The organism is Micromonospora sp. L31 (genome assembly GCF_052068075.1).
Taxonomy (GTDB): Bacteria; Actinomycetota; Actinomycetes; order Mycobacteriales; family Micromonosporaceae; genus Micromonospora; species Micromonospora purpureochromogenes.
Genome location: NZ_JBQHDC010000012.1, coordinates 130,536 through 156,328, shown reverse-complemented (window position 1 = coordinate 156,328; position 25,793 = coordinate 130,536). Strand labels below are relative to the sequence as shown.

The window sequence follows — 25,793 nt, the reverse complement described above, 5'->3', positions numbered from 1 at the left end:
AAACGCGGGGTTATCCACAGCCACGTCCCCAGGCTGGTCATCCTCGTTCACCCTCCGCACCGGGCGGCCGGCGGCCGGCCGCCGACCGGTCGCCGGCTCAGCGGCCGAGCCGGCGGCGGACCATCCCGACGACCTCGGTGATCTCGCCGATCCGCAGCACCATGGCCAGCCCGAGGTAGGTCGCGCCGATCACCGCGCCGCCGATCACCAGCTGGACCGCCGCCGCGAGCCAGCCCAGGTCGGCCGGGTCGCCGGGGAGCAGGTTGACCACCAGCAGGCCGACCAGCGCCGCACCGAGCGAAGCGACGATCACCTTGCCCATGGTGCGCATGATCCCGCCGAGCCCGATCCGGCCGACCCGCGGCCGCAGCAGCATCGCCGAGATGACCGCCGCCGCGACGTACGAGATCGCGTTGCCGAGCATCATGCCCGCCGCCGCGAAGGCGGGCGAGAAGACGACGAAGAGGCCCACCTGGAGCAGCACCCGCAGCGCCACCACCGGGATGTTGACCAGCGCCGGGGTGCGGGTGTCCGGCAGCGCGTAGAAGGCGAAGGTGAAGAGCTGGCTGACCGCGAAGGGCACGAGGCCCACGGCCGCGACCAGCAGCACGGTGGACGTGGCACGGGCGTTCTCGGCGTCGAAGGCGCCGTACTGGAAGACCACCCGGGAGATCGGGCCGGCCAGGACCGCGTAGCAGACCGCGATCGGGGCGAGCACTGCCGTCACCATCCGGGTGCCCCGGGACAGGTCGGCGGTGACGTCGCGGAAGCGCCCGTCCGCGGCGGCGGCGCTCATCCGCGGCATCAGCGCCGTGATGATCGAGACGGCGATGATGCCGTGCGCCATCATCAGCAGCAGGAAGACGTTGTTGTAGATCAGGATGCCGGCGCTGTCCTCGCCCGCCGCCCGGGTGAGCAGGTTGACCACCACGAAGAGGCCGAGCTGGTTGACCGCGACGTAGCAGAACATCCAGGCGCCGAGCTGGGCCAGCTCACGCAGCCCCAGCTCGCGGAAGTCGAACCGCCACTTCCACCGGAAGCCGACCTTGCGCAGCGCCGGCAGCAGCCCGGCGGCCTGCACCGCCACGCCGAGCAGGGTGCCGCCGCCGACCAGCAGGATCTGGCCCACGCCCAGGTCTCCGGGCTTCAGCGCCTCGGCCCCGTAGACCAGGATGTAGAGGCCGAAGACGCCGATGACCACCAGATTGTTGAGGATCGGCGCCCACATCGGGGCGGCGAAGTGGCCCCGGGTGTTCAGCACCGCGGCGACCAGCGCGCTGACGCCGGTGAAGAACAGCATCGGCAGCATCAGGTACGACAGGTTGGTGACGAGTTCCGTGTAGTCCCGGTCCTTGCCGCTGGCGTAGATGGCGGTCAGCACCGACGCCGACGTCACCGCGATCAGCGCGGCGGCGGCCAGCGTGATCACCGCCAGGCTGAGCAGCCGCTGCGCGTACGCCTCGCCCCGGTCGGCGTCGGTCTTGCTGCGGCGGACCAGCACCGGGATCAGCACGCTGGTGAGCACGCCGCCGAGCAGGAACTCGTACACCTGGTTCGGCAGGAACTGGGCGGTGGTGTACGCGTTGCCGACCAGGTTGCCCAGCGCGGCGCCGATCATCAGGTTGCGGATGAAGCCCGTACCCCGACTGATCAGGCTGCCGACCGCCATCACCGCGCTGTTCGCCGCGGCGCTGGCTTCCCCCACCTGCTCCGGCGGCGGCGCGGTGGCCTCCACCGCCGGCTGGTTCAGCGGCTCGGCGGAGATGAAGGTCGCCTCGTCGGTCGGCGGGATCGCACCGTCCGGCGTGGCGTTCGCGCTGCGGTAGAGCCCGCCGCTCATCTCCTGCCTCCAAGGGGGTACGTCGGAGCCGGACGACCGGCCCGCACGCCCAAGACCTTAGTCAACGCCGCCCTCATACCCGCGCCCGGCGGATCAGATCCCGCCCCGGCCCGATAGGCTGGCGATCCCATGTCCGAAGCTGCCTCCGCACCCCACGCCGCCGACCGCCGCGAGCTCACCGCCGCGCAGCGCAACGCCGTCGCCGAACTGCTCCGCGTGTCCCCGGTCGCCGACGAGCTCGGTCGCCGCTTCGCGCGCGCCGGGCACGAGCTGCACCTGGTGGGCGGTTCCGTCCGCGACGCCCTGCTCGGCCGGCTCGGTGAGGACCTGGACTTCTGCACCGACGCCCATCCCGACCAGACGCTGCGGATCATCAAGGGCTGGGCCGAGTCGATCTGGGAGACCGGCCGCGAGTTCGGCACCATCGGGCTTCAGCGCGACGGGCTCCGGCTGGAAATCACCACCTTCCGCGCCGAGGCGTACGACCAGGTCAGCCGCAACCCGATCGTCGAGTACGGGACCAACCTCAGCGACGACCTGAAGCGGCGGGACTTCACCATCAACGCGATGGCGGTCAGCGTCCCGGACCACCGGTTCACCGACCCGCACGGCGGCTTGGACGACCTCGCGGCCAAGGTGATCCGTACCCCGGGCACGCCCCGGGAGTCCTTCGGCGACGACCCGCTGCGGATGCTGCGGGCGGCCCGCTTCGCCGCGCAGCTGTGCTTCGCCGTGCACCCCGACGTGCACGAGGCGATGACCCGGATGGCCGCCGACCTGGACCGGATCACCGCCGAGCGGATCCGGGACGAGTTCAGCAAGCTGCTCTGCGGCGCCGACCCGATCACCGGGCTGCGGCTGTTGGTCGACACCGGGCTGGCCGAGCGCTTCCTGCCCGAGCTGACCGGGCTCAAGCTGGAGATCGACGAGCACGCCCAGCACAAGGACGTCTACGAGCACACCCTCACCGTGGTCAGCAACGCGGTCTCGTACGAGACCGACGGCTGCGATTTCGTGCTCCGGATGGCCGCGCTCATGCACGACGTGGGCAAGCCGGCCACCAAGTCGGTCGGGCCGGACGGCCGGGTCAGCTTCCACCACCACGAGGTGGTCGGCGCCCGGCTGACCAAGGCCCGGATGAAGGCGCTGCGCTACCCCAAGGACGTCACCGCGCAGGTGGTCGCCCTGGTCGCCCTGCACCTGCGGTTCTACGGGTACGGCCGGGGCGAGTGGACCGACTCGGCGGTGCGCCGGTACGTCACCGACGCCGGTGACCTGCTGCCCCGCCTGCACAAGTTGACCCGCTCGGACTGCACCACCCGCAACCGCCGCAAGGCGGCCCAGCTCGCGGCGGACTACGACGCGCTGGAGGAGCGGATCGCCCGGATCGCCGCCGAGGAGGACCTCGCCCGGGTCCGCCCCGACCTCGACGGCAACGCGATCATGGAGCTGCTCGGCGTACCGCCGGGGCCGGTGGTCGGGCGGGCCTGGCAGTACCTCAAGGAGCTGCGCCTGGAGCGCGGCCCGCTGGAGCGCGACGAGGCCGAGGCGGAGCTGCTGCGCTGGGCCCGCGACCAGAGCTGACGCCGAGGGCGCCGTCCGGGTGGACGGCGCCCTCGTCAGCTGGTCAGCGGGTCTCGACCGCGCTGCCGTCGACCGCGGCCTTGCCGTTGCCCGCCGACGTCGAACCGCCGGCGGACGCCGAGCCGAGCCGGGCGAGCAGGCCGGGCAGGTCGATGCCGGTGAGGTCGGAGCCGAGCTGGAGGCCCTGCGCCACGTTGCCGGCCACCGACTTCGTCAGCGACGACGCGCCGTCGGTGGAGATGACGGTCATCTTGTCGATCGCGCCAATCGGCGCGCTGGCCGCCTCGACCACCTGCGGCAGCACCTTGACCAGCAGGTCCAGCACGGCCGCCTCGCCGTACGCGGCGAACGCCTCCGCCTTGCGGGCCATCGCGTCGGCCTCGGCCTGCCCCCTGGCCAGGATGGCCGCGGCCTCCGCCTGGCCCTCCCGCTCGACCGCCTCGGCGATCGCCGAACGCCGGCGCTGCTCCGCCTCACCCTCCTTGGCACCCTCGATCGCGTTCGCCTCGGCGAGCGCGGCCCGGCGGGCCCGCTCGCCCTCACCGGTCAGCCGGGACTGCTCGGCGGCGGCCTGGGCGGCGGCGATGACGGCCTGCCGCTGCGCGTCGGCGTTGAGCACCGCCGCGTTGCGGGCCGCCTCGGCCTCCTGCTCCACCTTGTAGCGGGCCGCGTCGGCCGGCTTGCGCACCTCGGTGTCGAGCTGGCGCTGCTTCAGCTCGGCGTTGCGCTCGGCCACCTTCTGCTGCTCGGAGAGGATTGCCTGGTCCCGCTCGGCCTGGGCCAGCGGGCCGGCCGCCGCGGACCGGGCCTTGGCCGCGTCGATCTCGGCCTGGATCGCGGCCTGCTTGAGCGACAGGTTCCGGTTGGCCTCGGCAATCGCCTCCTCGGCGAGTAGCCGCTCCTGCTCGGCCTGCTGCCGGGCGCGCGCCTCGGCGATGGCCGCGTCCTTGAGCACCCGGGCGGCCTCCGGCCGGCCCAGGTCCTGCAGGTAGGAACCCTCGGCGAGGATGTCCTGAAGCTGGAAGGTGTCCAGCACCAGACCCTGGTTGGTCATCGAGTGCTCGGCCTCCTCGGCCACCGCGCTGGCGAACGCCGCCCGGTCCCGGATGACCTCCTCGACGGTGAGCCGGCCGACGATCGAGCGCAGCGCGCCGGCCAGCACCTCGCGGGTGAAGTTGTCGATCTCGTCCTGCTGGTGCAGGAAGCGCTGGGCGGCGGCGCGGATGGCGTCCTCGGTGCCGCCGACCTTGACGATCGCCACACCGTGCAGGTCGGTGCGGATGCCCTGCTTGCTCACCGCGCCCCGGATGCCCACGTCGATGCGGCGGCTGGACAGGTCGAGCGACTGGAGCTTCTGCACCACCGGCAGCACAAAGACCGAGGCGCCGAGGACGACCTTCTGGCCGGACATGTCGGTGGAGCGGCCACCGTCGGCGGTCTGCGTGGTCCGGCCCTTGCGGCCGGTGACGATGAACGCCTCGTTGGGGCCGGCGACCTTGATCCGGGAGAGCACGAAGAGCACCAGGACGAGCGCCAGCAGGACCGCGCCGCCGACGGCGATGACAAGGGGCATGGGCAGTTCCGTCTCTGCGAAGGGGGGTGAGGAGGGGGTGGTCAGTAGGTCTCGACGTGGACGCTGGTTTCGCTCAGCGCCTGCACCACGAAGATCTGCGCGCCTACCGGGATCGGGTGGTCGGCACGGGCGTTGAGCTTCACCGGCTGGCCGGCGACGCGTACCCGGACCTCGCCGTAACCGACGGCGGGCACCGGGGTGACCACCAGGCCGAGCGCGCCGACCAGGTCGTCCCGGGTCGGGGTGGGGTCGGTCCGCATGTCCCGCGCCGCCCGGCTCAGCCGGGCCGCGAGCCAGGCGGTGGGCACGGCGGCGAGCGCGCCACCGGCCGCCGCCGCCGCGACCATCCCCGGGGTACGTCCGCCGACCAGCTCGTTGACGATCGCGGCGCCGAAGCCGAACGCGCCGAGGAAACCGGCGACCGCCTCGACCGAGACCGGGCCGTCGACATCGGCGTGACCGAAGTGGAGCAACTCGGCGCCGAGCAGGGAGAGTGCCAGCACGGCGACACCCGCCCCACCGATGATCAGAAAGATGAAGGTCCCCGTGGCCACGACCTGCACGGTATCGACGTCGTGCAACATTCCCGCCTGATTATTGCGGGGCCACGGAGACGTCCCGGTCGACCAGTTCCGGGGGCCGACGGCGGCTTCGTCTGCTCTCCCCAGAGTTGTCGCGACGAAGGCTGGTCGCCCGGCCGTCGTACCGGCGGGGAAGAATGGCGGCATGCGCTGGACCGTGCTCGACTCGCCGATCGGGGAGTTCTCCGTGGCCACCGACGACGAGGCGGTGTGCGGCGCGCACTTCGGCCGGGTGGAGTCGGCGGTCGACGAGCCCGGTGACGAGCTGGCCCGGCGGGCGGTGACGGAGCTGCGGGCGTACTTCGCCGGGGAGCTGACCGACTTCGGAGTGCCGGTGGCGGCGCGGCGCGGCTCCGAGTTCGAGCGGGCGGTCTGGCGGGAGATGACCCGCATCCCGTACGGGGAGACGCTCACCTACGGCGAGGTGGCCCGGCTGGTCGGCGACCCCGGCGCCGCCCGGGCGGTCGGGGTGGCCTGCAACCGCAACCCGGTCCCGGTGCTCGTGCCGTGCCACCGGATCGTCGGCGCGGGCGGCAAGCTGGTCGGCTTCGGTGGTGGGTTGCCGCGCAAGGTGCGGCTGTTGGAGCTGGAGGCCGGGGTCGCCCTGCGCCGCGCCTGGTCCTGAGCCTGAAAGATTGCGGCGCCCGACTGCAACCTGATCGTCCGATCAGGCGTTCCCCCGGCATAAGGCATCTCGATCACCGGTACGACCGAGGCGTCATCCACCACCACCACACGGGGGACACAGTCGTGAACAAGGACCAGGACAGCGCCATCGGCCGCCGCCATCTGCTGCGTCGGGCGGGCACTGTCGCCGCCGGCCTCGCCGGCACCGCCGCGGTGGGCGCGGCCGCCGCCGGCCCGGCCCAGGCCGCCCCGGGTCAACCGGTGCTCCAGGGGCGGGTCAACGAGGCGGGCACGCCCACCACCGTGCGCGGCGGCTCGGCCACCTCCGCCACCCTCCGCCTGGAGAACCCCACCATCACCGACATGGAGGGGGTCCAGGTCGCCAGCCCGGCCCTGCGGCTGACCCCGAACGGGGAGAGCATCAACCAGAAGTCCGAGATGGGCTCGATCGCGATGGATCGTTCCGGGACGATCTGGGCGGTCACCGGCGAGGGCCTGCCGCCCGAGGAGGGCAACTTCGTCGAGTACATCCGGACGGAGACGAACACCAACCAGCTGGTGCCGGTCGTGCCGCAGCGGGTGATCGACACCCGGACCGCCGCCGGTCGGGCCCGCATCGTGAACCCGGCCGGCAACCTGGACAGCTCGGGCCGGCTGCTGCGCGGCCGCACGATCCAGGTCAACCTGGATGAATTCGTCTACTCCGGTCAGGCCGTGTACGGCAACGTGACCGTCACCGGCGCGCTCGCCGCCGGGTTCCTGCAGCTTTACCCGCACTCGGCTCAGCGTCCGCCGGCGTTCTCGACGATCAACTTTCAGGCCGGCCAGACGCTGTCGAACTTCTTCCTGACCGGGATCAGCCCGGTGATCGACTACATCTCCGTGCACGCGCAGCAGACCACCCACGTGATCCTCGACGTGGTGGCGTTCGTCGTCGCGGCCGGCCGGGTCAACCCGGCGATCCTGCCCACCGACGACCAACTGGCGGCGGAGGACGGGCGGACGCAGCTGGCCCGGCGGACCAAGCCGTCCTGGGCCAAGTAGCCACCCCCGTACGCGACGAGGGCCGGGTCCGCGTGGACCCGGCCCTCGGCTGTTGTCAACGAGAGTCCGATTTGGAAGGATCGCCTGGCCATTCCTTCCTACCGATACGGGGATCTCGGTATGTCAGAAGCGCAGCACGAGCAGGACAGCATCGGCCGTCGGGGGCTGCTCCGCCGGGCCAGCACGGTCGCCGCCGGGGTGGCCGGCGTGGGCGTGGTGGGTGCCGCCGGCGCCACCCCGGCCCAGGCCGCCGCCGGGGACCCGGTGCTCCAGGGTGCGACCAACGTGGTCGACGCCGCCACCACCCTGCGGAACACCGGTGCCAGGGCGACCCTTCGGCTGCAGAACGTCCGGACCTACGACAGTGGCCCCGGCGGTGAGGTGTGGGCCGAACCGGCCCTGCAACTCATGCCGAGCGGGACCACCCTCTCCAACCTCGCCGAGGCCGGCTCGATCGGCATGGACGTCGAGGGCAACATCTGGATCGTCACCAGGTCCGGGAACGGCAGCAACGATCGGCACGTCGTCCACACCACCGCCAACAGCAACCGGATCGTGCCGCTCGTGCCGCAACGGGTGCTCGACACCCGGTACGCCAGCTCCCGCGGGCTGGTCCGCGAAACCGGATACCTCGACGCCAGCGGCCGGTTGCTGGCCGGTCGGTCGATCAGCCTCCGGTTGACCGATCACCTGTACTGCGCGGACGCGGTCTTCGGGACGCTGACCGTGGTGCAGCCGACGCTCGGCGGCTTCGCTCAGGTCTATCCATTCGGAACCACCCGGCCGACCGACTTCTCGTCGATCAACTTCGCCCCGAACCAGATCGTCTCCAACGCGTTCGTCTGCGGAATCGGTAGCGACCCGGAGGCGCGCAATGCCAGCGATCTGATCAGCATCTACACCAACCGGACCACGCACGTCATCCTCGACATCACCGCGGCTGTCGTCGGCGCGGGCCGGGTCAACCCCCGCTCCGCCCTGCCGGTCCGCGCGAATCGCATCGACGTCGGCGGCAAGGCGGCGTGGGAGAGCTGACGGTCGGCGGGTAGTGCGTTCGGAACACACCGAGGGCCGGGTCCGTTCGGACCCGGCCCTCGCCGTGTTGCTGGTCAGCGCGTCAGCGCTCGACCTCGCCCTTGATGAAGGACTCGACGGCGGCGTGCGCGTCGTGGTCGGCGTACTGCACCGGCGGGGACTTCATGAAGTACGACGAGGCGGACAGGATCGGGCCGCCGATCTTGCGGTCCAGGGCGATCTTCGCGGCGCGAACGGCGTCGATGATCACACCGGCGGAGTTCGGCGAGTCCCACACCTCGAGCTTGAGCTCGGCGTTGAGCGGCGTGTCACCGAAGGAGCGGCCCTCCAGGCGGATGTAGGCCCACTTACGGTCGTCGAGCCACGGCACGTGGTCCGACGGGCCGATGTGCACGTCGCTCTTGCTCATCTCGTGCGGGATCTGGGAGGTCACCGACTGGGTCTTCGAGATCTTCTTCGAGACCAGGCGGTTGCGCTCCAGCATGTTCATGAAGTCCATGTTCCCGCCGAAGTTGAGCTGGTACGTGCGCAGCAGCTCCACCCCGCGGTCCTCGAAGAGCTTCGCCAGCGCGCGGTGCACGATGGTGGCGCCGACCTGGCTCTTGATGTCGTCACCGACGATCGGCAGGCCCGCGTCCTCGAACTTCTTGGCCCACTCGGGGTCGGAGGCGATGAAGACCGGCAGGGCGTTGACGAACGCGCAACCGGCGTCGATCGCGGCCTGGGCGTAGAACTTGTCGGCCTGCTCCGAGCCCACCGGCAGGTAGGAGACGACCACGTCGACCTGCGCGTCCCGCAGCGCCTTGGCCACGTCGACCGGCTCGGCGTCGGACTCCTCGACGATCTCGCGGTAGTACTGGCCCAGGCCGTCGAAGGTCGGGCCGCGCTGCACGGTGACGCCGGTCGGCGGCACGTCGCACAGCTTGATGGTGTTGTTCTCGCTGGCCACAATCGCCTCGGCGAGGTCCATGCCCACCTTCTTGGCGTCCACGTCGAACGCCGCGACAAACTCCACGTCCGAGACGTGGTAGTCGCCGAAGGTGACGTGCATGAGACCCGGGACGCGGTCGTTCGGGTCGGCGTTCCGGTAGTACTCCACGCCCTGTACGAGGGACGAGGCGCAGTTACCCACACCGACGATGGCGACGCGGACGGAGCCCATAGCGTCTGCCTCCTTCTTCTTCATCACGGCCGCTCTTTCCTGGACTCTCCAGGCGGGGGCGGGCTGTTGTTGTCTCGTCGGCCGCCGGCCGTCCCGGGTTTCGGGACCGTCGGGGCACGGCCGGAGCGCTCGTTGGCGATGAGCTCCTCCAGCCAGCGGACCTCGCGCTCACAGGCGTCGAGCCCATGGCGTTGCAGTTCCAGGGTGTACGCGTCGAGGCGCTCGGCCGCCCGGCCCAGCACGTCACGAAGACCCTCGCGACGCTCCTCGATCGTGCGTCGGCGACCCTCCAGAATCCGGAGTCGGGTCGCCTGGTCGGTCCGGGCGAAGAACGCGAAGTGCACACCGAAGCCCGTGTCGTCGTAGGTCTCGGGCCCGGCCTGCGCGATCAGCTGGGCGAAGCGTTCCTTGCCCTCCGCGGTGATTTTGTAGACCACCCGACCTCGTCGGCTGGTCAGCGCGGGAACCTCCTCGGCGGACGCGGGTGTCTCGGCGGCCTCGGTGATCCAGCCCGCCGCCTGCAGCCGGCGCAGGGTCGGGTAGAGCGAGCCGTAGCTGATCGCCGCCCGGATGGCACCCAGCTTGGCGGTGAGCTCCTTGCGGAGCTCGTAGCCGTGCATCGGTGACTCCTGCAGGAGGCCGAGGATGGCGAGCTCGAGCACGGGCCATCCTTCCTACCCCGGGTGCAGGGACGTTAACCGCCTCGATGTATCGGACCGATACATCGCACGTTAGTACCTCACCAGCGATCAGGGCAAACCCCCGCTCCGGGATGTTTCTGTCACTCATCGTGACGGCGGTCGCCTCACCCGGCCGGACCGCGTACCCTTCACCGCATGCGTACGGCACGCCAGGTGGTGGACTACTCGCTCCAGAAGCGGGCGGTCCTGCGTGAGCTCCTCGCGGGCCGGGTCGGCACGTACGACGTCTGCGACGCCTCGCCGTACCTGAAGAACGCCGCCCGGTTCCACGGCGAGCCCACCGAGGAGCGCTGCCCGATCTGCCGGAGCGAGAACCTCACCCACGTCCACTACATTTACGGGGACGAACTCAAGCACTCCGCCGGCCAGGCGCGCACGTTGGCCGAGTTGCCCGCGCTGGCGATGACGCTGCGTGAGTTCCAGGTCTTCGTGGTGGAGGTGTGCCTCGGCTGTGACTGGAACCATCTCGTCGAGCAGTTCCTGCTCGGCCGGGACGGGCTGGCCGAGGGCGGGTCGGAGTCGGGTGCGGTGGGCGGCGTGACCGCCCCCGGGGCCATGTCGGCCCAGGAGCGAAGGCGAGAGGCGCAACGGTGAAGCTGGCTGGACCGGTCGCTACCGGTGCCGTCGACGACGGTCCCCCCGCCCGGCAGCTACCTGGCCCGATAGGTCCGAATAGTACGTATAAGACGGTCCCGCTCCGGTCCCACCAAGAGCGGGCGTCACGTGTGTCAACTCACGGCAACCCGGTGGTGGCGCCCCCGCGCCCCACCGCGACCGGCAGGGTGTGAGGAATGAACTCGTACGGCGATCCCAGTTCCCCGCGTGCGCGGGCCCAGGTACCGGGCTCGAACGGTGACCCCGGCGTGGCTCCGGCCGGCCGGGCCTCGCTCGGCGGCGCGCCCGCCGGTCGGGCCTCGGCGTCGGTGCCACCCCGCGCGACGGGAGCGTCCGGCGCGGCCTCGGTGGGCCGCGCGGGCGCGGGACGGGCCTCCGTGCCGGTCTCCCCGGCGCCCGGCGGGCGACCCGGCGCCGGACGCGCGTCCGTCCCGGTCTCCCCGGCGCCCGGCTCGGCCGGCCGCGCGTCGGTGGGCGTGGGCTCCGCCGGGCGGGCCAGCGTCGGAGCGGCGGCGGTCGGCGGTCGGGCGGCGGTGGCCCGCGCGGGCGTGGCGCCCGTCTCCGGCGGTGGCCCCGGCGGCCCGGGTGGTCCCCACGGCCCGGGACGCGGCGGCAGCGGCGGCGGACGCGGGCCCAGCGACCCGGACGCGGTGGCCCGGGCGAAGAAGCGCCGACGGATCAACATGCTGATCGCGGGCTTCGCGGTCTTCATCATGCTGGCCGGCATCGGCGTGATCGGGTTCACCTACTACTCGACCAGCGTGGTGCTGCCCAACCAGATCAACCTGCCGCTGGCCACCACGATCTACGCCAGCGACAACAAGACCCCCATCGCCAAGGTGGGCGAGCAGAACCGCACCTTCGTCTCGATCGGCCAGATCCCGCCGCACGTGCGGGACGCGGTCGCGGCGGCCGAGGACAAGAACTTCTACCGCCACTCCGGTGTGGACTACAAGGGCATCGCCCGGGCCGCCTGGAACAACCTCAGCGGCGGTGACAAGCAGGGCGCGTCGACGATCACCCAGCAGTACGCCCGCAACGCCTACGAGAACCTCCAGGACGACTCGTACGCCCGGAAGGTGAAGGAGGCGATCGTCGCCTCCAAGCTCAATGATCAGTTCACCAAGGAACAGATCATGGAGCACTACCTGAACACCATCTACTTCGGCCGCAACGCGTACGGCATCGAGGCGGCGGCGCAGGCCTACTTCGGCAAGTCCGTGTCGAGGGTCGACGTGGCCGAGGCCGCGGTGCTGGCGGCGCTGATCAAGCAGCCGGAGCCCACCGCGACCCACAAGGGGTACGACCCGGCCGTCAACCTGCCGGACGCCAAGGCTCGCTGGGACTACGTCATCGCCAACATGGTCAGCGAGGGCTGGGTCGACTCGCCGAACCACCCGCCGCGCCCCACCGCGTATCCCAGCAAGACGCTCCAGACGCCGAAGGAGTCGAGGGCCGGCCAGAAGTTCGGGGTCAACAACCCGATCGGCAACGTCGTCAACTACCTCGTGCCGGAGATGCGGGAGAAGAAGCTCTGCACCGACAACGAGGCCGAGGCGACGGATCGCAAGCCGCTCTGCTCGCTCATGCTGAAGCAGGGCGGGTACCGGATCCGGACCACCATCGACATGAAGGTGCAGAGGGCGATCATCGGCGCGGCCCAGCGCAGCACCAAGGGCTCGGAGCTGGAAGGCACCAAGAAGAACCTGATGGCGGCCGCGGTGTCGATCGACCCGCGCAACGGCCGGGTGCTCGGCTACTACGGCGGTGACGACGGCACGGGCACCGACTACGCCGGCAAGAACACCGACGCGAACGGCAACGTCACCGGTGGCCACTCGCCGGGGTCGAGCTTCAAGATCTACACCTTGGCCGCGGCGATCGACGCGGGCAAGGCCATCGACTCGCGCTGGAAGGGCAAGGCCTTCACCCCCGACGGCGTGAAGTTCCGGGTCAGCAACGCCGGCACCGACAACCCCAGCTGCGGTGACTCCTGCACCCTGCGGGAATCGACCTTGAAGTCGCTGAACGTGCCCTTCTACCACGTCAGCCTCGACATCGGGGCGGACAAGATCGTCGACATGGCCAAGCGGGCCGGCGTCAGCATGATGTGGCAGACCAACACCAGCCCGCCGAAGGGTCACGACCTCACCAAGGCGGACGCCAAGGAGCTGGCGCCCGACCCCTTCTACCACGTGGTCGCCTACGGTCAGTACCCGATCACCGTGCTCGACCACGCCAACGGCATCGCCACCTTCGCCAACAAGGGCGTCTACAACAAGGCCCACTTCCTGCTCTCCGCCGAGAAGCAGAACAAGGGCACCGGCAAGTGGGAGAAGCTCGGGGGCGAGCAGCTCAAGCCCCAGAAGCGGATCAACCCCGACGTGGTCGCCGACGTCACCAACGTGCTGGAGGACTACCCGGCCAAGGTCAACCACGTGCTGGACGGTGGCCGGAAGGCGACCGCCAAGACCGGTACGTGGGAGCTGAAGGAGGGCACCGACGAGAACGGTGACGCCTGGATGGTCGGCTACACCCCGCAGCTCGCCACCGCCGTCTGGGTGGGCAACAAGGGCAAGCGGGAAGCCATCAAGATGAAGGACGGCCGCAACATCAGCGGCTCCCTCATGCCCGGTGACATCTGGGAGCGGGTGATGGACGACTCGCTCAAGGGCGAGGAGAAGCTGGACTTCCCGCCGGCGGCGAACTTCGGCGACAAGGAAGCGGGCAACGGCACCCCGCCCCCGCCGCCGCCCCCCGTACCCGGGCAGCAGCCGCAGGACTGCGGTCCGCTCGGCCTGTTCTGCCCGCAGAACCCCAACGGCGGCGGCAACCAGAACCCGAACGATCCACGCGGACCGGGCGGCGACGGCGACGGCGACAACGACGGCAACGACGGCGGTGGCGGTGGCGGCATCCTGCCGACCCTGTCACCCCGCCGGGAGTAACCACCCGTGACACCGCCGACGGCGGCCGGACCTCAGGGTCCGGCCGCCGTCGCCGTTCGGCGGCGCGGCCGCGCGTCGATTTTCTTCAACGTCGCGCCACGGGAGGAGGACGAAGCCCCGGGGTGTACGGCAGGATGCCTCTTCATGAGCACCCAGTCGACGGCCGGCCTCGACGACGCCGGGACCAGCGACCACCCGTCCCGGTCGGACGGTTTCGTCCGTGGCGTCTCCGAGGTGATCGGCGGCCCGCTCGGCGACCACGCGGTCGCGCTGGACCGGCCCGCCGGTCGGGAACGACGCTTCTGGACCGCCACCCGGATCGTCCTCGCGCTGGCCTGCCTCACCCTGGCGCTGCACTGGGTGCAGAAGTCGCCCTGCCAGGACGGCGCCTGGCAGAACAACGTGCAGTACACCCGGCTCTGCTACACCGACGTGCTCGCCCTCTACTACGCCGAGGGGCTCAACGAGGGCAAGGTGCCCTACCGGGACCACCCGGTCGAGTACCCGGTGCTCACCGGCTACTTCATGGGCGCGCTCGGCCTGCCGGTGCACAGCCTCGGCGCCGACGATCCGCAGCTCAACCAGGGCCAGTGGTTCTACAACCTGAACGCGCTGACGCTCAGCGCGCTCGCGGTCGCCACCGTCGCGGTGATCCTCGCCCTGCGCCGCCGACGACCCTGGGACGCCGCGCTCTTCGCGCTGGCCCCGGCGCTGCTGCTCACCGCCACGGTCAACTGGGACTTCCTCGCCATCGGGCTGGCCGCCTTCGGCCTGGCCGCGTGGGCCCGGCGCCGACCGGCGCTCGCCGGGCTGCTGCTCGGCCTCGGCGGCGCCGCCAAGCTGTGGCCGCTGTTCCTGTTCTGGCCCATCCTGCTGCTCGCGCTGCGGGCCGCCCGGGTGCGCGCCGCGCTGACCGCCATCGGCACCGCGGCGGCGGCGCTGGTCGTGGTCAACCTGCCGGCCGCGATCCCGTACCACGACAACTGGAACCGCTTCTTCGAGCTGAACAGCACCCGACCCATCGACTGGGGCACGCTCTGGTACATCGGGCGGTACTTCGACGGCAAGGTGAACACCGGCGTGGCCGGCGACCAGGGGCCGTTCCAGTGGTTGAACACCCACATCCCGACGCTCAACACCCTGTCGTACGCCCTGTTCATCCTGGCCTGCCTGGGCGTGGCCGCGCTGGCGCTGCTGGCCCCCCGCCGGCCCCGACTGGCCCAGCTCGCCTTCCTGGTGGTCGCCGCGTTCCTGATCTTCAGCAAGGTCTGGTCGCAGCAGTTCGTGCTCTGGCTGCTGCCGCTGGCGGTGCTGGCCCGCCCCCGCTGGGGTGCCTTCCTCGCCTGGCAGCTCGCCGAGGTCTGCTACTTCGCCGCCTTCTACGGCGAGCTGCTCGGCGCGGCGACCAGCCGGCCGGTCTTCCCCGAGGGCGTGTTCGTGCTGGCCTCGACGCTCCGGCTGGGCACGGTCGTGCTGCTCTGCGTGCTGGTGATCCGGGACATCCTGCACCCCGAACGCGACGCGGTGCGGCGCACCTACGCCGACGATCCGGACGGCGGCCTCCTCGACGGCGCCCCCGACGCCCCCTGGCTGGCCGACCGCCACACCGCCGCCCGATCTCCGCAGCCTTCTTCGACCACCGTCCCCACCTGACGACGCGCAAGTCCAGGACGGCCTCGGTTAGTCAGGTTTTGCGGGGGAGCCCGACCGGCGCAGGGATCAAGCCTGACCGCCCGGAGCCGGTCGGGCTCCCCCGCAAAACCCCACCCGAGCCGCGCTCAGAGACGGAACACCACGGCGTCGCCGACCTCCTCGCGGGTGATGCCGAGCTGGTCGACCGGCGCGTTGACGGTGACCTCCCACGGGGTGCCGACGATCTGGTCGCGCAGCAGCACCACGTTTCGGACGCCGAGCGTGCGCAGGTAGTCGACGCTCGTCTGGTCGGGGAAGGCCAGCGTCACCCGGCGCACGTCGTCGAGCTGGGTGGGAGTGAAGCCACTGCCCCCGTTGACCAGGTCCGGGAAGGTGCTGGTGGACCAGAGCATCACCGGCTGGTCGAGGTTCTGGCTGCTCGGCAGCACCAGCATCGGGCCGTCCACGGTCCGCATCGCCACCGGCTGCTCCGGGACCACCGGGTGCGGAGTGACGTTCAACCCCTCCAGCAGGACCAGCAGCACCGGTACCACCGCGGCCACCCGCAGCCACGGCGACGGCCGGTACGGGGCACGCTCCGCGGCGATCTCGCCGACCCGGTCGGCGAAGGCGCTCACCGCGCCGGCCGCGAGCAGGCCGAGCAGCAGCGTCGTCCAGAGCATCATCCGCCCCGGGGTGCGCAGCCCGTTCCAGCCCGGGAGGTGCTCGAAGAGCAGGCCGTAGGTGAAGGTGCCGTCGAAGAACCGCGTGCCCATGGCCAGCACCATGGTGACCAGCACCCCGGCGAGCAGCAGCAGCCGCTGCCGCAGCTTCCAGACCGAGAAGAACAGGCCCCCCGCGGCCAGCGCGTAGAGCACGAAGCCGGGCAGCAGCGTCATCTCGGGGTGCCAGGGCAGCGTCGCGCGCGCCGCCTCGTGCAGCTCGCCCCAGACCCGGGACTCCGCCGGAGCGGTGAAGAAGCCCAGCGCCGGCGGCGAGTAGATCCCGATGTCGCCGAGCGTGCGGGCCGCGTTGGGGTGCAGCTCCGCGACCTTGAAGTAGGGGATGGCCAGCAGCGCGCCCACGCCGGCGAAGATCAGCCCGCCGACCAGGTCCGCGACGAACAGTCGGGTGCCGAACGGACGCTTCGCCGGCCGGAGGACCCAGCGCCGTAGGAACCAGGTCGTGGCCGCGACCAGCACGATGCCGGCCAGGACGTACGCGAACGGCAGGCCGATCCCGAAGCCCAGGCTGAGCTGCCAGGCCGCCACCAGCCACCCGGTGTACGTCCAGCCCTCGTGCCGCCGTTCCGGGCGGTAGCCGTACCGTAGCGACCAGCCGTGACCCCGGGCCAGCATGGCCAGCGCCAGCGGAATACCGCCGTTGGAGACGATGTGCAGGTGCCCCGCCTGGGCGAGCAGCCACGGGGCGTACGTGTAGCTGACCCCGGCCACCGCGGCCCCCGCGCGGCCCGCTCCCAGCTGCCGGGCCAGCGCGTACGCCCCGAGCGTGGCCAGCGCGTGGGCCAGCACGAACATGATGTTGTAGCGCAGCACGGCCGCCTCGGGACCGGTGCCGATCATGCCGGCCGGGGCGTAGCCGAGCAGCATGTCGGAGAAGGCGAAGCTCCACTGCTCCGGGAAGAACGTGTTGGAGTGGAACAACTGGGCCGGCTCGGTCCGCAGGGCGTGCCCCGACCAGGCCATCTGCCAGGCCTGCAGGCTCGGGTCCCAGTAGTCCTGCGGCAGCGTGTAGAGCGGGTAGCGCAGCGTCGGCCAGGTCATGCCGACGGCGAGGGCCAGCGCGGCCAGGGTGGCCAGCGTCCACTCGTGGACCAGGAGCCGACCGACAGTGCGTGCCGCGCGGCGGGAACGCCCCGGCACCGGGTCGGGCGCCGGAGCGAACGCCGACCAGCGGTCCCGCGGCTCTCCCTCGCCGTCCTTCTGCTCGTCGCCGTCGCTCCCCGCCTTGGCGTCGGTGGCGTCGCTCTTCCCGGCGTCGCCGGTGGTGGCCTTCGCGGTGTCCGTGGTCGCGGCCTTGGCGTCGGTGGCGCCGTCTTTTCCGCCGTTGTCGGTGGTGGCCTTGGCGGTGTCCGTGGTCGCGGGCTTCCCGTCGGTGGGGTCGTCCTTGTCGGTGTCGCCGGTGATGGTCTTCGCGGTGTCCGTGGTCGTGCGTTCCGCGTGGGCGGGGCCGCCCGTCCCTGAGGTTTTCGCGTCCGTGGTTGTCGACTCCGCGTCGGTGGCGTCGCCCGTTCCCGAGTTCTTCGCGGTGTCCGTGGTCGTGGACTTCGCGTCGGTGGCGTCGCCCGTACCCGGGGTCTTCGTGGTGGCCGTCGCGTCGGTGGCGCCGCCTTCACCAGTGGCGCCCGGGGGCGTGCTGCCCTGCTCGTCGGGCCGGTCGGTCTGCCCGGTCGGCTGGGCGCCGCCGGTCGCGTTCGTGGTCATCCGGGTCAGGCCCCCGTGCCGAGCTTGTCCCGCAGGAAGGCGATGTCCGCGCCCTGACCCGCGGCCCCGCCGGGCGTCTCCACGATCACCGGCGCGCCGGCGGCGCGGATCACCGCGACCACCAGGTCCGGGTCGATGGTGCCGCCGTCGAGGTTGTCGTGTCGGTCCTGCCCGGAGTTGAAGCCGCCCTTGGAGTTGTTGGCGTGGACCAGGTCGATCCGGCCGGTGATCGCCTTGACCCGGTCGACCAGGTCGAGCAGTTCCTCGCCGCCCGCGTACGCGTGGCAGGTGTCCAGGCAGAAGCCGACCTCGTGGTCGCCGATGGCGTCCCAGAGCCGGGCCAGCGCGTCGAGCCGTCGGGCGCAGGCGTTGTCGCCGCCGGCGGTGTTCTCGATCAGCACCGGCACCGGGAAGCCACCGGAGTCCGCCGCGTACGCGAAGGTCTTGCGCCAGTTGTCGAAGCCGACGGCGAGGTCGTCGCCGGCGTTGACGTGCCCGCCGTGCACGATCAGCCCCTTGGCGCCGATCTCCGCCGCCGCGGCCGCGTGCCCGAGCAGCAGCTTGCGGCTGGGAATCCGGATCCGGTTGTTCAGGGTGGCCACGTTGATCACGTACGGGGCGTGGACGTAGAGGTCCACCTCGGCGGCGCGCAGCCGGGCTGCGTCCTCGCGGGGTTTCGGGGCCTTCCAACCCTGCGGGTCGGAGAGGAAGAACTGCACCGCCTCGGCGGAACGGGCGGCCGCCTCCGCCAACGGGTCGGCCTGGTCGACGTGGGCTCCGATACGCATGCAGGCGAGCCTACGTCGCATCCCCGACGCCCGGGGTGACGGAGGCGGGGAGTCGGGGCACCGGATGCCGCCCGTTCGCGTCACCGTCGGGGCGGGCGTTCGTTTACCCGGGTGGGATCGATGCCGGGCTCTTCCGGCCCGTAGGGCCAGGCGCACCGCGGTCGATCCCGGTGCGGGGTCACCCCCGTCGTGCGGCCCGGCACGCCGGGGGCGGGACCCGCCCGACCCGGTCCACCGACCACCGACAGGAATCTCGGACTAATAGTTGCATTTCCACCAACTAGTGACGAGAGCCGTTGTACCGTCGGATAACAACAGGAAAGAGCTCCGCGGGGCGTCCTCGATCCAACCTCATCGGTGTGGTCGTTCCTCCCCAGGTCCCACCCAAGGAATGCGGACGGGACGCCCCGCGGTCCATGTGGACAGGGGTCCGCCACCGGCCTTCGGGCGTCGGGGCGGGCCCCTGTCGCCACGCCCGGCCGCCGGGTCCGACCTGCCCGGGCATGATCGTCCCGACCGGGTATCCTGGTCCGGTTGTCCGCGTCCGGCCGGGTTCCCCCGATCCCGGAAGCGGCAGCGACGCACGACCTCCTGCCACGGAAGGACCGTGGCCGCATAGCCCACAGGAGGTGAGCACGTCTTGCGTCATTACGAAGTCATGGTGATCCTCGACCCCAGCCTCGAGGAGCGCACCGTCGCCCCGTCGCTCGACACGTACCTGAACGTGATCCGGACCGCGGGTGGCTCGGTGGAGAAGACCGACGTGTGGGGCCGCCGGCGCCTCGCGTACGAGATCAACAAGAAGCCCGAGGGCATCTACGCCGTCATCGACCTCCAGGCGACGCCTGAGGCGGTGGCTGAGCTGGACCGTCAGCTGCGGCTCAACGAGTCCGTGCTGCGCACCAAGGTCATCCGGCCGGAGATGCGCTAAGCATTCAATCCCGGTTCGCCCGGATCAGCCTCATCGGCGCTGTCAGAGGGCTCTGAGAGCCTGTACGGCAGAGCAGATGAGTGCGCGAGGAGATGGTCATGGCAGGAGACACCACCATCACGGTCATCGGCAACCTGACCGATGACCCCGAGTTGCGGTTCACCCCGTCCGGTGCGGCGGTCGCCAAGTTCCGGGTCGCTTCGACGCCCCGGTTCATGGACAAGGCCTCCGGCGAGTGGAAGGACGGCGAGCCGCTCTTCCTGGCCTGCACCGTGTGGCGGCAGGCGGCGGAGCACGTCGCCGAGTCGCTCCAGCGGGGCGCCCGCGTGATCGTCTCGGGTCGGCTGCGTCAGCGGTCGTACGAGACCCGCGAGGGTGAGAAGCGCACCGTCATCGAGCTCGAGGTCGACGAGATCGGCCCGTCGCTGCGCTACGCCACGGCGAAGGTGCAGAAGATGTCGCGCTCGGGTGGCGGCGGCGGTGGCTTCGGTTCTGGTGGCGGTGGTGGCCAGGGTGGCGGCGGAGGCAACTTCGACGACCCCTGGGCTTCGGCCGCGCCGTCTCCGTCGCGCTCCGGTTCGGGCGGCAACTTCGACGAGGAGCCCCCGTTCTAATGGCGCCGAGCGCCCGCGATCGCAAACCAGGAGCACGAGCAATGGCCAAGGCTGCGGCACTTCGCAAGCCGAAGAAGAAGGTGAACCCGCTCGACAAGGACGGGATCACCTACATCGACTACAAGGACACCGCGCTGCTGCGGAAGTTCATCTCCGACCGCGGCAAGATCCGCGCTCGGCGGGTGACCGGCGTGACCTCGCAGCAGCAGCGGCAGATCGCCCGTGCGGTCAAGAACGCCCGTGAGATGGCGCTCCTGCCGTACACCGCCACGGCCCGCTGAGAGGAGGCACCGACATGAAGATCATCCTGACCCAGGAAGTTTCCGGTCTCGGTGCCCCCGGCGACATCGTCGAGGTCAAGAACGGCTACGGCCGTAACTACCTGCTGCCGCAGGGCTTCGCGATCAGCTGGACCAAGGGTGCGGAGAAGCAGGTCACGGTCATCAAGCGGGCCCGCTCGGCTCGCGAGATCCGCGACCTCGGCCACGCCAACGAGGTCAAGGACCAGCTCGAGGGTCTGAAGGTCAACCTGAAGGCCCGCGCCGGTGACGGCGGTCGGCTCTTCGGCTCGGTCACCCCGGCCGAGATCGTCGACGCCGTCAAGGCGGCCGGCGGCCCGACCCTCGACCGTCGTCGGCTGGAGCTGCCCGGTCACATCAAGTCGACCGGCTCCTACCCGGTGCGGATCAAGCTGCACCCCGAGGTGACCGCCAAGTTCGACCTCAACGTCGTTCAGGGCTGACACCCACCGCACGACGAAAGGGCCCACACCGGACTCCGGTGCGGGCCCTTTCGCATGTCCTCGAAACGGCGGGCTCAGCCGATCGGCTGACCGGTCACCGCGCTGATCATGACGGTCGACAGGCCCCCACCGACCACCGCTGCGGCCAGCGCCACCGTCGCCGACCGCCAGGTCGTGCCCACCCGGCGCAGCAGCCCCGCGACGACGAGGCTGCTCACCAGCGCCAGCCCGAAGCGCGGCGCCCCGGCCACCAGCGACGCGAAAGCGTGCGCCCGCGGCGAATCGCAGCCGCCGCCGCTGATGTCCGTCACGCACCCCGCCGGCGCCTGGCCGTCCAGGGTCAGCAGCCACCCGAAGACCAGCGCCGCCGGCGCCAGATAGCAGGCGGCGGTGTAGAGCAGCGGACGCAGCGGACCACCCGGATCCGGGTCCAGCAGGTCGTCCTCCAGTCGGCGGTTCCACACCCCGCCGCCGACCGAATCGATCCGGTCACGCCACGACGGCGCGGCGGCCGGCGCGGCCGGCGCCAGGCGACGACGGGGAGACGGGCGCGGCCTAGGTGCGGTGTAGGCGACCGCCGGCGACCGGGGCGCCGACGACGGTGGATCCATCCACCGCGGATCGTCCCCGGCCAGCCGCGTGCCCGACCAGAACCCGTCCGGCTGCTCCGGCCACGACCAACCCTCACCGGTCACCGGCTCCGCCGACCGCGGCGGCTCGGTACGGTCCCAGCGGCTGACGTCGGTGCGGTCCTCCCACCGGCTCGACTCCGCGTACCGGTCCCGCCGGGCCAGGTCGCCACGGTCCCACTGGCCGGTGTCGGTGAACCGGTCCCACTGGCCGGTGCTGTCACCCTGATCCCACCGGGTGGCCCCACCGGCGGCCTCCCAGCGGTCCTCGGGGCCCGAGCGCTGCCAGGCGTGCACCCCGGAGGCGTCCCACGGGTCCACCGCCGGCCGGTACTCCGGTTCCGGCTCCGCCGCCGGCTCGGTACGGCTCCACGGGTCGACCGCCGGGCGGGACCAGGCGTCGGCCGAGGCACGCCGGCTGCGCCGGGTCGGCCACTCCACCTCCCGCGCGGCCGGCTCCTCGTCGGACTCCTCGACACCCGACCAGATCACCTGGGGACGGCGCGAGGCCGACCGGCGCGGACGGGGCGTCGGCGCGGCACCGGAGACCGGCTCGTCCTCCATGGAGTCGGCGCGCCGGCTGCCGACGTACCCCTGCTCCTGCGGACGGTCGAAGGTCCACTCCCGGGTGTGGTCGGACTCCGCCGCGGCGCCGATCGCCCGGGGCTCGCCCCAGCTGCGCTCGCTGCGCCGCCCGCCCCCGGAGATCGGGCGGTCGTCGTACTCGTCGTCGTCCGGCGCGGCGTGCCGGCCCCGGCCGTCGGCGTGCGCGATGCCCGACTCCACGGCCCAGCGCGGCAGGTAGGCGTCGACCGGCTCCTGCTGGCCGCGCTCGACGGCCCGCCGTCGGCTGGGGGTGCGGTAGCCCTCGGCCGCGTACCGGTAGGGATCGGCCGGGACAGCATCGCCGAAGTCGTCCCACGGGGCGACCGGCTGACGCTCGCGCGGGCTGCCCTCCCCGCGCTCCCAGTCCCGGTAACTCACGGCCGGAGCGTGACCCTTCTCAACCGAAAGCGCAATCCGCTGTCCAGGTGTAGCCGTTCCCAGCAGATAGTACGGGAAATCCGAACCCAAAGCCTTACCGGAAAATACCCGTCCACAGGGTGGGGATGATGTTTCCGCAGGTCAGCGCCGATCGGCCCAGAATTCCCCACCGGTTTTCCACAACCTGTGCACACGCTGCGCACACGCTCGTCCACTCCATCCACAGGTTGTCCCGAGGCTCGTCCACCGGCCTGGTTGGGGTCTGACCTCGGGTTCCGTATCGTGGGGCACCGACCGGTCGCGCGATCGCCCCCGATCGACCGGCCGGGTCGATCGGAAGTTGTCGCACCCGGCCGGTAGAGCTGGTATCGACCCGACGCAGTGGAGGGGGATCCGTGTCGGTCACCGACGACATGCGGGCGGAGCCCCGAGCCGGCGGGCAGGCGTCCGCACCGGCGCAGCGCGACGGGCAGTTCGACAAGACCCCACCCCAGGACGTCGCCGCGGAGCAGTGCGTCATCGGCGGCATGCTGCTCTCCAAGGACGCCATCGCCGACGTCGTGGAGATCCTAAAGTCGAGCGACTTCTACCGGCCGGTGCACGCCACCATCTTCGACGCCATCCTGGACATTTACGGCCGGGGTGAGCCGGCCGACGGGATCACCGTCGCTGCCGCCCTGGCCGACTCCGGCGATCTCGCCCGGATCGGCGGCGCCCCCTATCTGCACACCTGCATGGCCGCAGTGCCGACAGCAGCGAACGCCGCGTACTACGCCCGGATCGTCGGCGAGCGCGCGGTGCTTCGTCGGCTGGTCGAGGCCGGCACGCGGATCGTGCAGCTCGGCTACGGCACCGCTGCTGGCGGTAGCCGAGACGTCGACGACGTGGTCGACCTCGCGCAGCAGGCGGTCTACGAGATCACCGAGCGCCGGGTCAGCGAGGACTTCGCGGTGCTGGCCGACATGCTCCAGCCGACGCTCGATGAGATCGAGGCGGTCGGGGCGCAGGGCGGGGTGATGACCGGCGTGCCGACCGGCTTCACCGACCTGGACCGGCTGCTCAACGGCCTGCACCCGGGGCAGCTCATCATCGTGGCCGGCCGGCCCGGTCTGGGCAAGGCGCTCGCTCTGGACACCCCGCTGCCGACCCCGGACGGCTGGACCACCATGGGCGAGGTCCAGGTCGGCGACCAGCTGATCGCCGCCGACGGGCGGCCGACCACGATCACCGCCGCCTTCGACGTCCGGTACGACCGTCCCTGCTACGAGGTCGAGTTCTCCGACGGCAGCGTCATCGTGGCCGACGCCGAGCACCTGTGGAAGACCACCACCCGGGCCAGCCGCCGTCAGCCCGAGCCGCGACTCCGGTCGCACTGGCCGCAGTCGTCCCTGGCGAAGGTCCATGCGGTGGAGGTGGCCGCCGGTGCCGAGCCTCGGCGACTGGTCACCCTCGCGCAGACCCTCGAACTCGTCGGCCCCGAGTTCAAGAACGTGCTGCACACCGTCGCGCGTGAGGTCGGCGTCAACGGCCGGGTCAGCCGACCGGTCACCCGGGCGGGCGACACACGGAACTGGACGGCTCCGGGCTACCCGGCCGGCCCGCTTTTGACCAGGCTGCGGGAGCGCGCCGAACGCCCAGTCAACGCCGGTGCCCGGGTCCGGCACGACGGTGTCGTCACCACCGCCGAGATCGCGGCGACGTTGCGTACCGGCGGGGACGGCCGGCTCAACCATGCCGTCGAGAACGCCGCTCCGTTGCAACTGCCGGAGCGGGAGCTGCCGATCCCGCCGTACACGCTCGGGGTCTGGCTGGGGGACGGGCACTCCGACGCGAGCCGCTTCACCACCGCCGATCCCGAAATGGTCGAGCACGTCGTGCGGGACGGCTTCGCGGTGCGCCCGAGCGGCCCGCTGGTCTACACCATCGTGCTCCCCGAGGTGCCCGCTCCGGCCGACCGGCGTTGCGTCGACTGCGGCTCGTCCACCCGGGCGCTGCGGGAGAATCCGTCGACGCGGCGGTGCGCCGAGTGCCACGGCCGGCACGGATCGTTCCGCGCGCTGCTCCGGGCTCTCGGGGTGTCGCCGGAGAAGCACATCCCGCAGGAATACCTGCGGGCGTCGGAGGCCCAGCGACGCGCCCTGCTCGCCGGCCTGATGGACACCGACGGGACGGTCGCCCCCAACGGCAACCTGCAGTACACCTCGACGTCGAAGCGGCTGGCGGAGGGCGTCCGCGAGCTGATCGTGAGCCTCGGATACCGCTGCACGGTCAACGAGAAACCGGTACGCGGCCGCAGCGCCGCGTCGTTCATCGGGTACACGCTGAACTTCTCCACGCCCGACACGGTCTTCCGGTTGGAGCGGAAGCGGTCCGCCCACGCCGCACGGCGCCGGACAGCGTCCGACGTCCGGACCACCTCCCGTTACATCGTGGACGTGCGGCCGGTGCCCAGCGTGCCGGTCCGCTGCGTGACGGTGGACAACCCGGAGCATCTGTACCTGGCGGGCAGGGCGATGATCCCGACGCACAACAGCACCGCCAGCATGGACTTCGCCCGAAACGCGGCCATCCGCGCCAACCAGGCGGCGGCGATCTTCTCGCTGGAAATGAGCAAGGTCGAGATCGTCATGCGACTGCTCTCGGCCGAGGCTCGGGTTCCGCTGCACGTGCTCCGCAGCGGCCAACTTTCCGACGACGACTGGACCAAGCTGGCCCGCTGCATGGGCGAGATCAGCGAGGCACCGCTCTTCGTCGACGACACGCCGAGCATGAACCTGATGGAGATCCGGGCGAAGGCGCGCCGGCTCAAGCAGAAGCACGACCTCAAGATGATCGTGGTCGACTATCTCCAGCTGATGACCTCACCGAAGCGGACCGAGAGCCGCCAGCAGGAGGTCGCGGACCTCTCCCGTGGCCTGAAGCTGTTGGCCAAGGAGGTCGAGTGCCCGGTGATCGCGGTGAGCCAGCTAAACCGTGGCCCCGAGCAGCGGACCGACAAACGACCCCAATTGTCTGATTTGCGCGAATCTGGGTCAATTGAGCAAGATGCGGACGTTGTCATCCTGCTGCACCGCGACGACTACTACGACAAGGAGTCGCCCCGCGCCGGCGAGGCGGACTTTATCGTCGCCAAGCACCGAAATGGGCCTACCGACAGCATCACCGTCGCCGCCCAGCTGCACCTCTCCCGCTTCGTCGACATGGCGATCGTCTGAGCGTCGCCCGACGACGACCGTCCGGCCAGCAGCCCGTCGAGTTCCTGCCCGCGAGCGGGCGAGCGGCCCGGTGACAACGCCCGCGCCGATACCGGGCTGGCGGC

The 25,793-nt window shown here is 71.2% G+C and carries 20 protein-coding genes; 12 read left to right on the top strand and 8 right to left on the bottom strand.

Features of this window, described 5'->3' with window-relative positions:
- Nucleotides 1-97 precede the first annotated feature (97 nt).
- Complete coding sequence (gene murJ / locus ACTMS9_RS26620; protein WP_441166277.1) at nt 98-1,840, bottom strand: murein biosynthesis integral membrane protein MurJ; 1,743 nt, start codon at nt 1,838-1,840, stop codon at nt 98-100.
- A 129-nt stretch (nt 1,841-1,969) separates the two neighbouring features.
- On the opposite strand from murJ, the gene ACTMS9_RS26615 reads away from it, so the two are divergent.
- The gene (locus ACTMS9_RS26615) at nt 1,970-3,424 is read left to right on the top strand and encodes a CCA tRNA nucleotidyltransferase (RefSeq protein WP_441166276.1); all 1,455 of its coding nucleotides are present in this window, start codon (nt 1,970-1,972) and stop codon (nt 3,422-3,424) included.
- Between the two features lie 43 nt (nt 3,425-3,467).
- Here the strand turns inward: ACTMS9_RS26615 and ACTMS9_RS26610 are convergent, their stop codons facing one another.
- Entirely contained in the window at nt 3,468-4,997 is a 1,530-nt protein-coding gene (locus ACTMS9_RS26610) for a flotillin family protein (RefSeq protein ID WP_441143705.1), read from the bottom strand.
- Between the two features lie 41 nt (nt 4,998-5,038).
- Nucleotides 5,039-5,581 carry a hypothetical protein gene (locus ACTMS9_RS26605; RefSeq protein WP_280838858.1) on the bottom strand — a complete coding sequence of 181 codons (543 nt, stop codon included), beginning with the start codon at nt 5,579-5,581 and terminating at the stop codon, nt 5,039-5,041.
- A 142-nt stretch (nt 5,582-5,723) separates the two neighbouring features.
- On the opposite strand from ACTMS9_RS26605, the gene ACTMS9_RS26600 reads away from it, so the two are divergent.
- From ACTMS9_RS26600 to ACTMS9_RS26590, 3 genes are all read left to right on the top strand, one after another.
- Entirely contained in the window at nt 5,724-6,203 is a 480-nt protein-coding gene (locus ACTMS9_RS26600) for a methylated-DNA--[protein]-cysteine S-methyltransferase (RefSeq protein ID WP_441166275.1), read from the top strand.
- A 125-nt stretch (nt 6,204-6,328) separates the two neighbouring features.
- On the top strand, nt 6,329-7,249 hold the full coding sequence (locus ACTMS9_RS26595) for a hypothetical protein (RefSeq protein ID WP_441166274.1): 921 nt from the start codon (nt 6,329-6,331) through the stop codon (nt 7,247-7,249).
- A gap of 120 nt (nt 7,250-7,369) precedes the next feature.
- The gene (locus ACTMS9_RS26590; protein WP_441166273.1) at nt 7,370-8,284 is read left to right on the top strand and encodes a hypothetical protein; all 915 of its coding nucleotides are present in this window, start codon (nt 7,370-7,372) and stop codon (nt 8,282-8,284) included.
- Between the two features lie 82 nt (nt 8,285-8,366).
- On the opposite strand, the gene ACTMS9_RS26585 is transcribed toward ACTMS9_RS26590, so the two are convergent.
- Together ACTMS9_RS26585 and ACTMS9_RS26580 are read right to left on the bottom strand one after the other, a co-directional pair.
- Nucleotides 8,367-9,446 carry an inositol-3-phosphate synthase gene (locus ACTMS9_RS26585; protein WP_334569959.1) on the bottom strand — a complete coding sequence of 360 codons (1,080 nt, stop codon included), beginning with the start codon at nt 9,444-9,446 and terminating at the stop codon, nt 8,367-8,369.
- A gap of 23 nt (nt 9,447-9,469) precedes the next feature.
- Nucleotides 9,470-10,108 (bottom strand): PadR family transcriptional regulator, encoded by a 639-nt coding sequence (locus tag ACTMS9_RS26580; protein WP_441143715.1) that lies wholly within the window; start codon nt 10,106-10,108, stop codon nt 9,470-9,472.
- Nucleotides 10,109-10,282: 174 nt separating this feature from the next.
- Here ACTMS9_RS26580 and ACTMS9_RS26575 point away from each other — a divergent pair, with 174 nt between their 5' ends.
- The 3 genes from ACTMS9_RS26575 (at nt 10,283) to ACTMS9_RS26565 (ending at nt 15,363) form a co-directional block, all read left to right on the top strand.
- Nucleotides 10,283-10,741 (top strand): DUF5318 domain-containing protein, encoded by a 459-nt coding sequence (locus ACTMS9_RS26575; protein ID WP_441143717.1) that lies wholly within the window; start codon nt 10,283-10,285, stop codon nt 10,739-10,741.
- A 197-nt stretch (nt 10,742-10,938) separates the two neighbouring features.
- Nucleotides 10,939-13,710, top strand: a complete 2,772-nt coding sequence (locus tag ACTMS9_RS26570; protein WP_441166272.1) for a transglycosylase domain-containing protein — start codon at nt 10,939-10,941, stop codon at nt 13,708-13,710.
- A 144-nt stretch (nt 13,711-13,854) separates the two neighbouring features.
- The gene (locus tag ACTMS9_RS26565; protein WP_441166271.1) at nt 13,855-15,363 is read left to right on the top strand and encodes a glycosyltransferase family 87 protein; all 1,509 of its coding nucleotides are present in this window, start codon (nt 13,855-13,857) and stop codon (nt 15,361-15,363) included.
- Between the two features lie 125 nt (nt 15,364-15,488).
- Here ACTMS9_RS26565 and ACTMS9_RS26560 read toward each other — a convergent pair whose 3' ends face one another.
- Together ACTMS9_RS26560 and ACTMS9_RS26555 are read right to left on the bottom strand one after the other, a co-directional pair.
- Nucleotides 15,489-17,786, bottom strand: coding sequence for a hypothetical protein (locus ACTMS9_RS26560; RefSeq protein ID WP_441143723.1), 2,298 nt, complete (start codon nt 17,784-17,786; stop codon nt 15,489-15,491).
- 5 nt (nt 17,787-17,791) lie between these two features.
- A complete protein-coding gene (locus ACTMS9_RS26555) occupies nt 17,792-18,574 on the bottom strand; it encodes a deoxyribonuclease IV (RefSeq protein ID WP_441143725.1) in 783 nt (260 codons plus the stop codon).
- A 640-nt stretch (nt 18,575-19,214) separates the two neighbouring features.
- On the opposite strand from ACTMS9_RS26555, the gene rpsF reads away from it, so the two are divergent.
- From rpsF to rplI, 4 genes are all read left to right on the top strand, one after another.
- Nucleotides 19,215-19,505 (top strand): 30S ribosomal protein S6, encoded by a 291-nt coding sequence (rpsF, locus tag ACTMS9_RS26550; RefSeq protein WP_210773971.1) that lies wholly within the window; start codon nt 19,215-19,217, stop codon nt 19,503-19,505.
- Nucleotides 19,506-19,585: 80 nt separating this feature from the next.
- Entirely contained in the window at nt 19,586-20,119 is a 534-nt protein-coding gene (locus ACTMS9_RS26545) for a single-stranded DNA-binding protein (protein WP_441143727.1), read from the top strand.
- 41 nt (nt 20,120-20,160) lie between these two features.
- The gene (gene rpsR / locus ACTMS9_RS26540) at nt 20,161-20,400 is read left to right on the top strand and encodes a 30S ribosomal protein S18 (protein WP_007073789.1); all 240 of its coding nucleotides are present in this window, start codon (nt 20,161-20,163) and stop codon (nt 20,398-20,400) included.
- A 14-nt stretch (nt 20,401-20,414) separates the two neighbouring features.
- Nucleotides 20,415-20,861 (top strand): 50S ribosomal protein L9, encoded by a 447-nt coding sequence (gene rplI / locus ACTMS9_RS26535; protein WP_179802406.1) that lies wholly within the window; start codon nt 20,415-20,417, stop codon nt 20,859-20,861.
- Between the two features lie 74 nt (nt 20,862-20,935).
- Here the strand turns inward: rplI and ACTMS9_RS26530 are convergent, their stop codons facing one another.
- The gene (locus tag ACTMS9_RS26530; protein ID WP_441166270.1) at nt 20,936-22,474 is read right to left on the bottom strand and encodes a hypothetical protein; all 1,539 of its coding nucleotides are present in this window, start codon (nt 22,472-22,474) and stop codon (nt 20,936-20,938) included.
- A 395-nt stretch (nt 22,475-22,869) separates the two neighbouring features.
- Here ACTMS9_RS26530 and dnaB point away from each other — a divergent pair, with 395 nt between their 5' ends.
- Nucleotides 22,870-25,689, top strand: a complete 2,820-nt coding sequence (dnaB, locus tag ACTMS9_RS26525) for a replicative DNA helicase (RefSeq protein WP_441143736.1) — start codon at nt 22,870-22,872, stop codon at nt 25,687-25,689.
- Nucleotides 25,690-25,793 lie beyond the last annotated feature (104 nt).

Excerpts from the sequence above, each read along its gene's own strand:
- ACTMS9_RS26590 (WP_441166273.1), top strand. The coding sequence starts at position 7,370 with ATGTCAGAAGCGCAGCACGAGCAGGACAGCATCGGCCGTCGGGGGCTG.
- ACTMS9_RS26600 (WP_441166275.1), top strand. The coding sequence starts at position 5,724 with ATGCGCTGGACCGTGCTCGACTCGCCGATCGGGGAGTTCTCCGTGGCC.
- ACTMS9_RS26585 (WP_334569959.1), bottom strand. The coding sequence starts at position 9,446 with ATGGGCTCCGTCCGCGTCGCCATCGTCGGTGTGGGTAACTGCGCCTCG.
- ACTMS9_RS26615 (WP_441166276.1), top strand. The coding sequence starts at position 1,970 with ATGTCCGAAGCTGCCTCCGCACCCCACGCCGCCGACCGCCGCGAGCTC.
- ACTMS9_RS26555 (WP_441143725.1), bottom strand. The coding sequence starts at position 18,574 with ATGCGTATCGGAGCCCACGTCGACCAGGCCGACCCGTTGGCGGAGGCG.
- ACTMS9_RS26575 (WP_441143717.1), top strand. The coding sequence starts at position 10,283 with ATGCGTACGGCACGCCAGGTGGTGGACTACTCGCTCCAGAAGCGGGCG.
- ACTMS9_RS26570 (WP_441166272.1), top strand. The coding sequence starts at position 10,939 with ATGAACTCGTACGGCGATCCCAGTTCCCCGCGTGCGCGGGCCCAGGTA.
- rplI (WP_179802406.1), top strand. The coding sequence starts at position 20,415 with ATGAAGATCATCCTGACCCAGGAAGTTTCCGGTCTCGGTGCCCCCGGC.
- ACTMS9_RS26565 (WP_441166271.1), top strand. The coding sequence starts at position 13,855 with ATGAGCACCCAGTCGACGGCCGGCCTCGACGACGCCGGGACCAGCGAC.
- ACTMS9_RS26560 (WP_441143723.1), bottom strand. The coding sequence starts at position 17,786 with ATGACCACGAACGCGACCGGCGGCGCCCAGCCGACCGGGCAGACCGAC.
- murJ (WP_441166277.1), bottom strand. The coding sequence starts at position 1,840 with ATGAGCGGCGGGCTCTACCGCAGCGCGAACGCCACGCCGGACGGTGCG.
- rpsR (WP_007073789.1), top strand. The coding sequence starts at position 20,161 with ATGGCCAAGGCTGCGGCACTTCGCAAGCCGAAGAAGAAGGTGAACCCG.
- ACTMS9_RS26605 (WP_280838858.1), bottom strand. The coding sequence starts at position 5,581 with ATGTTGCACGACGTCGATACCGTGCAGGTCGTGGCCACGGGGACCTTC.
- ACTMS9_RS26610 (WP_441143705.1), bottom strand. The coding sequence starts at position 4,997 with ATGCCCCTTGTCATCGCCGTCGGCGGCGCGGTCCTGCTGGCGCTCGTC.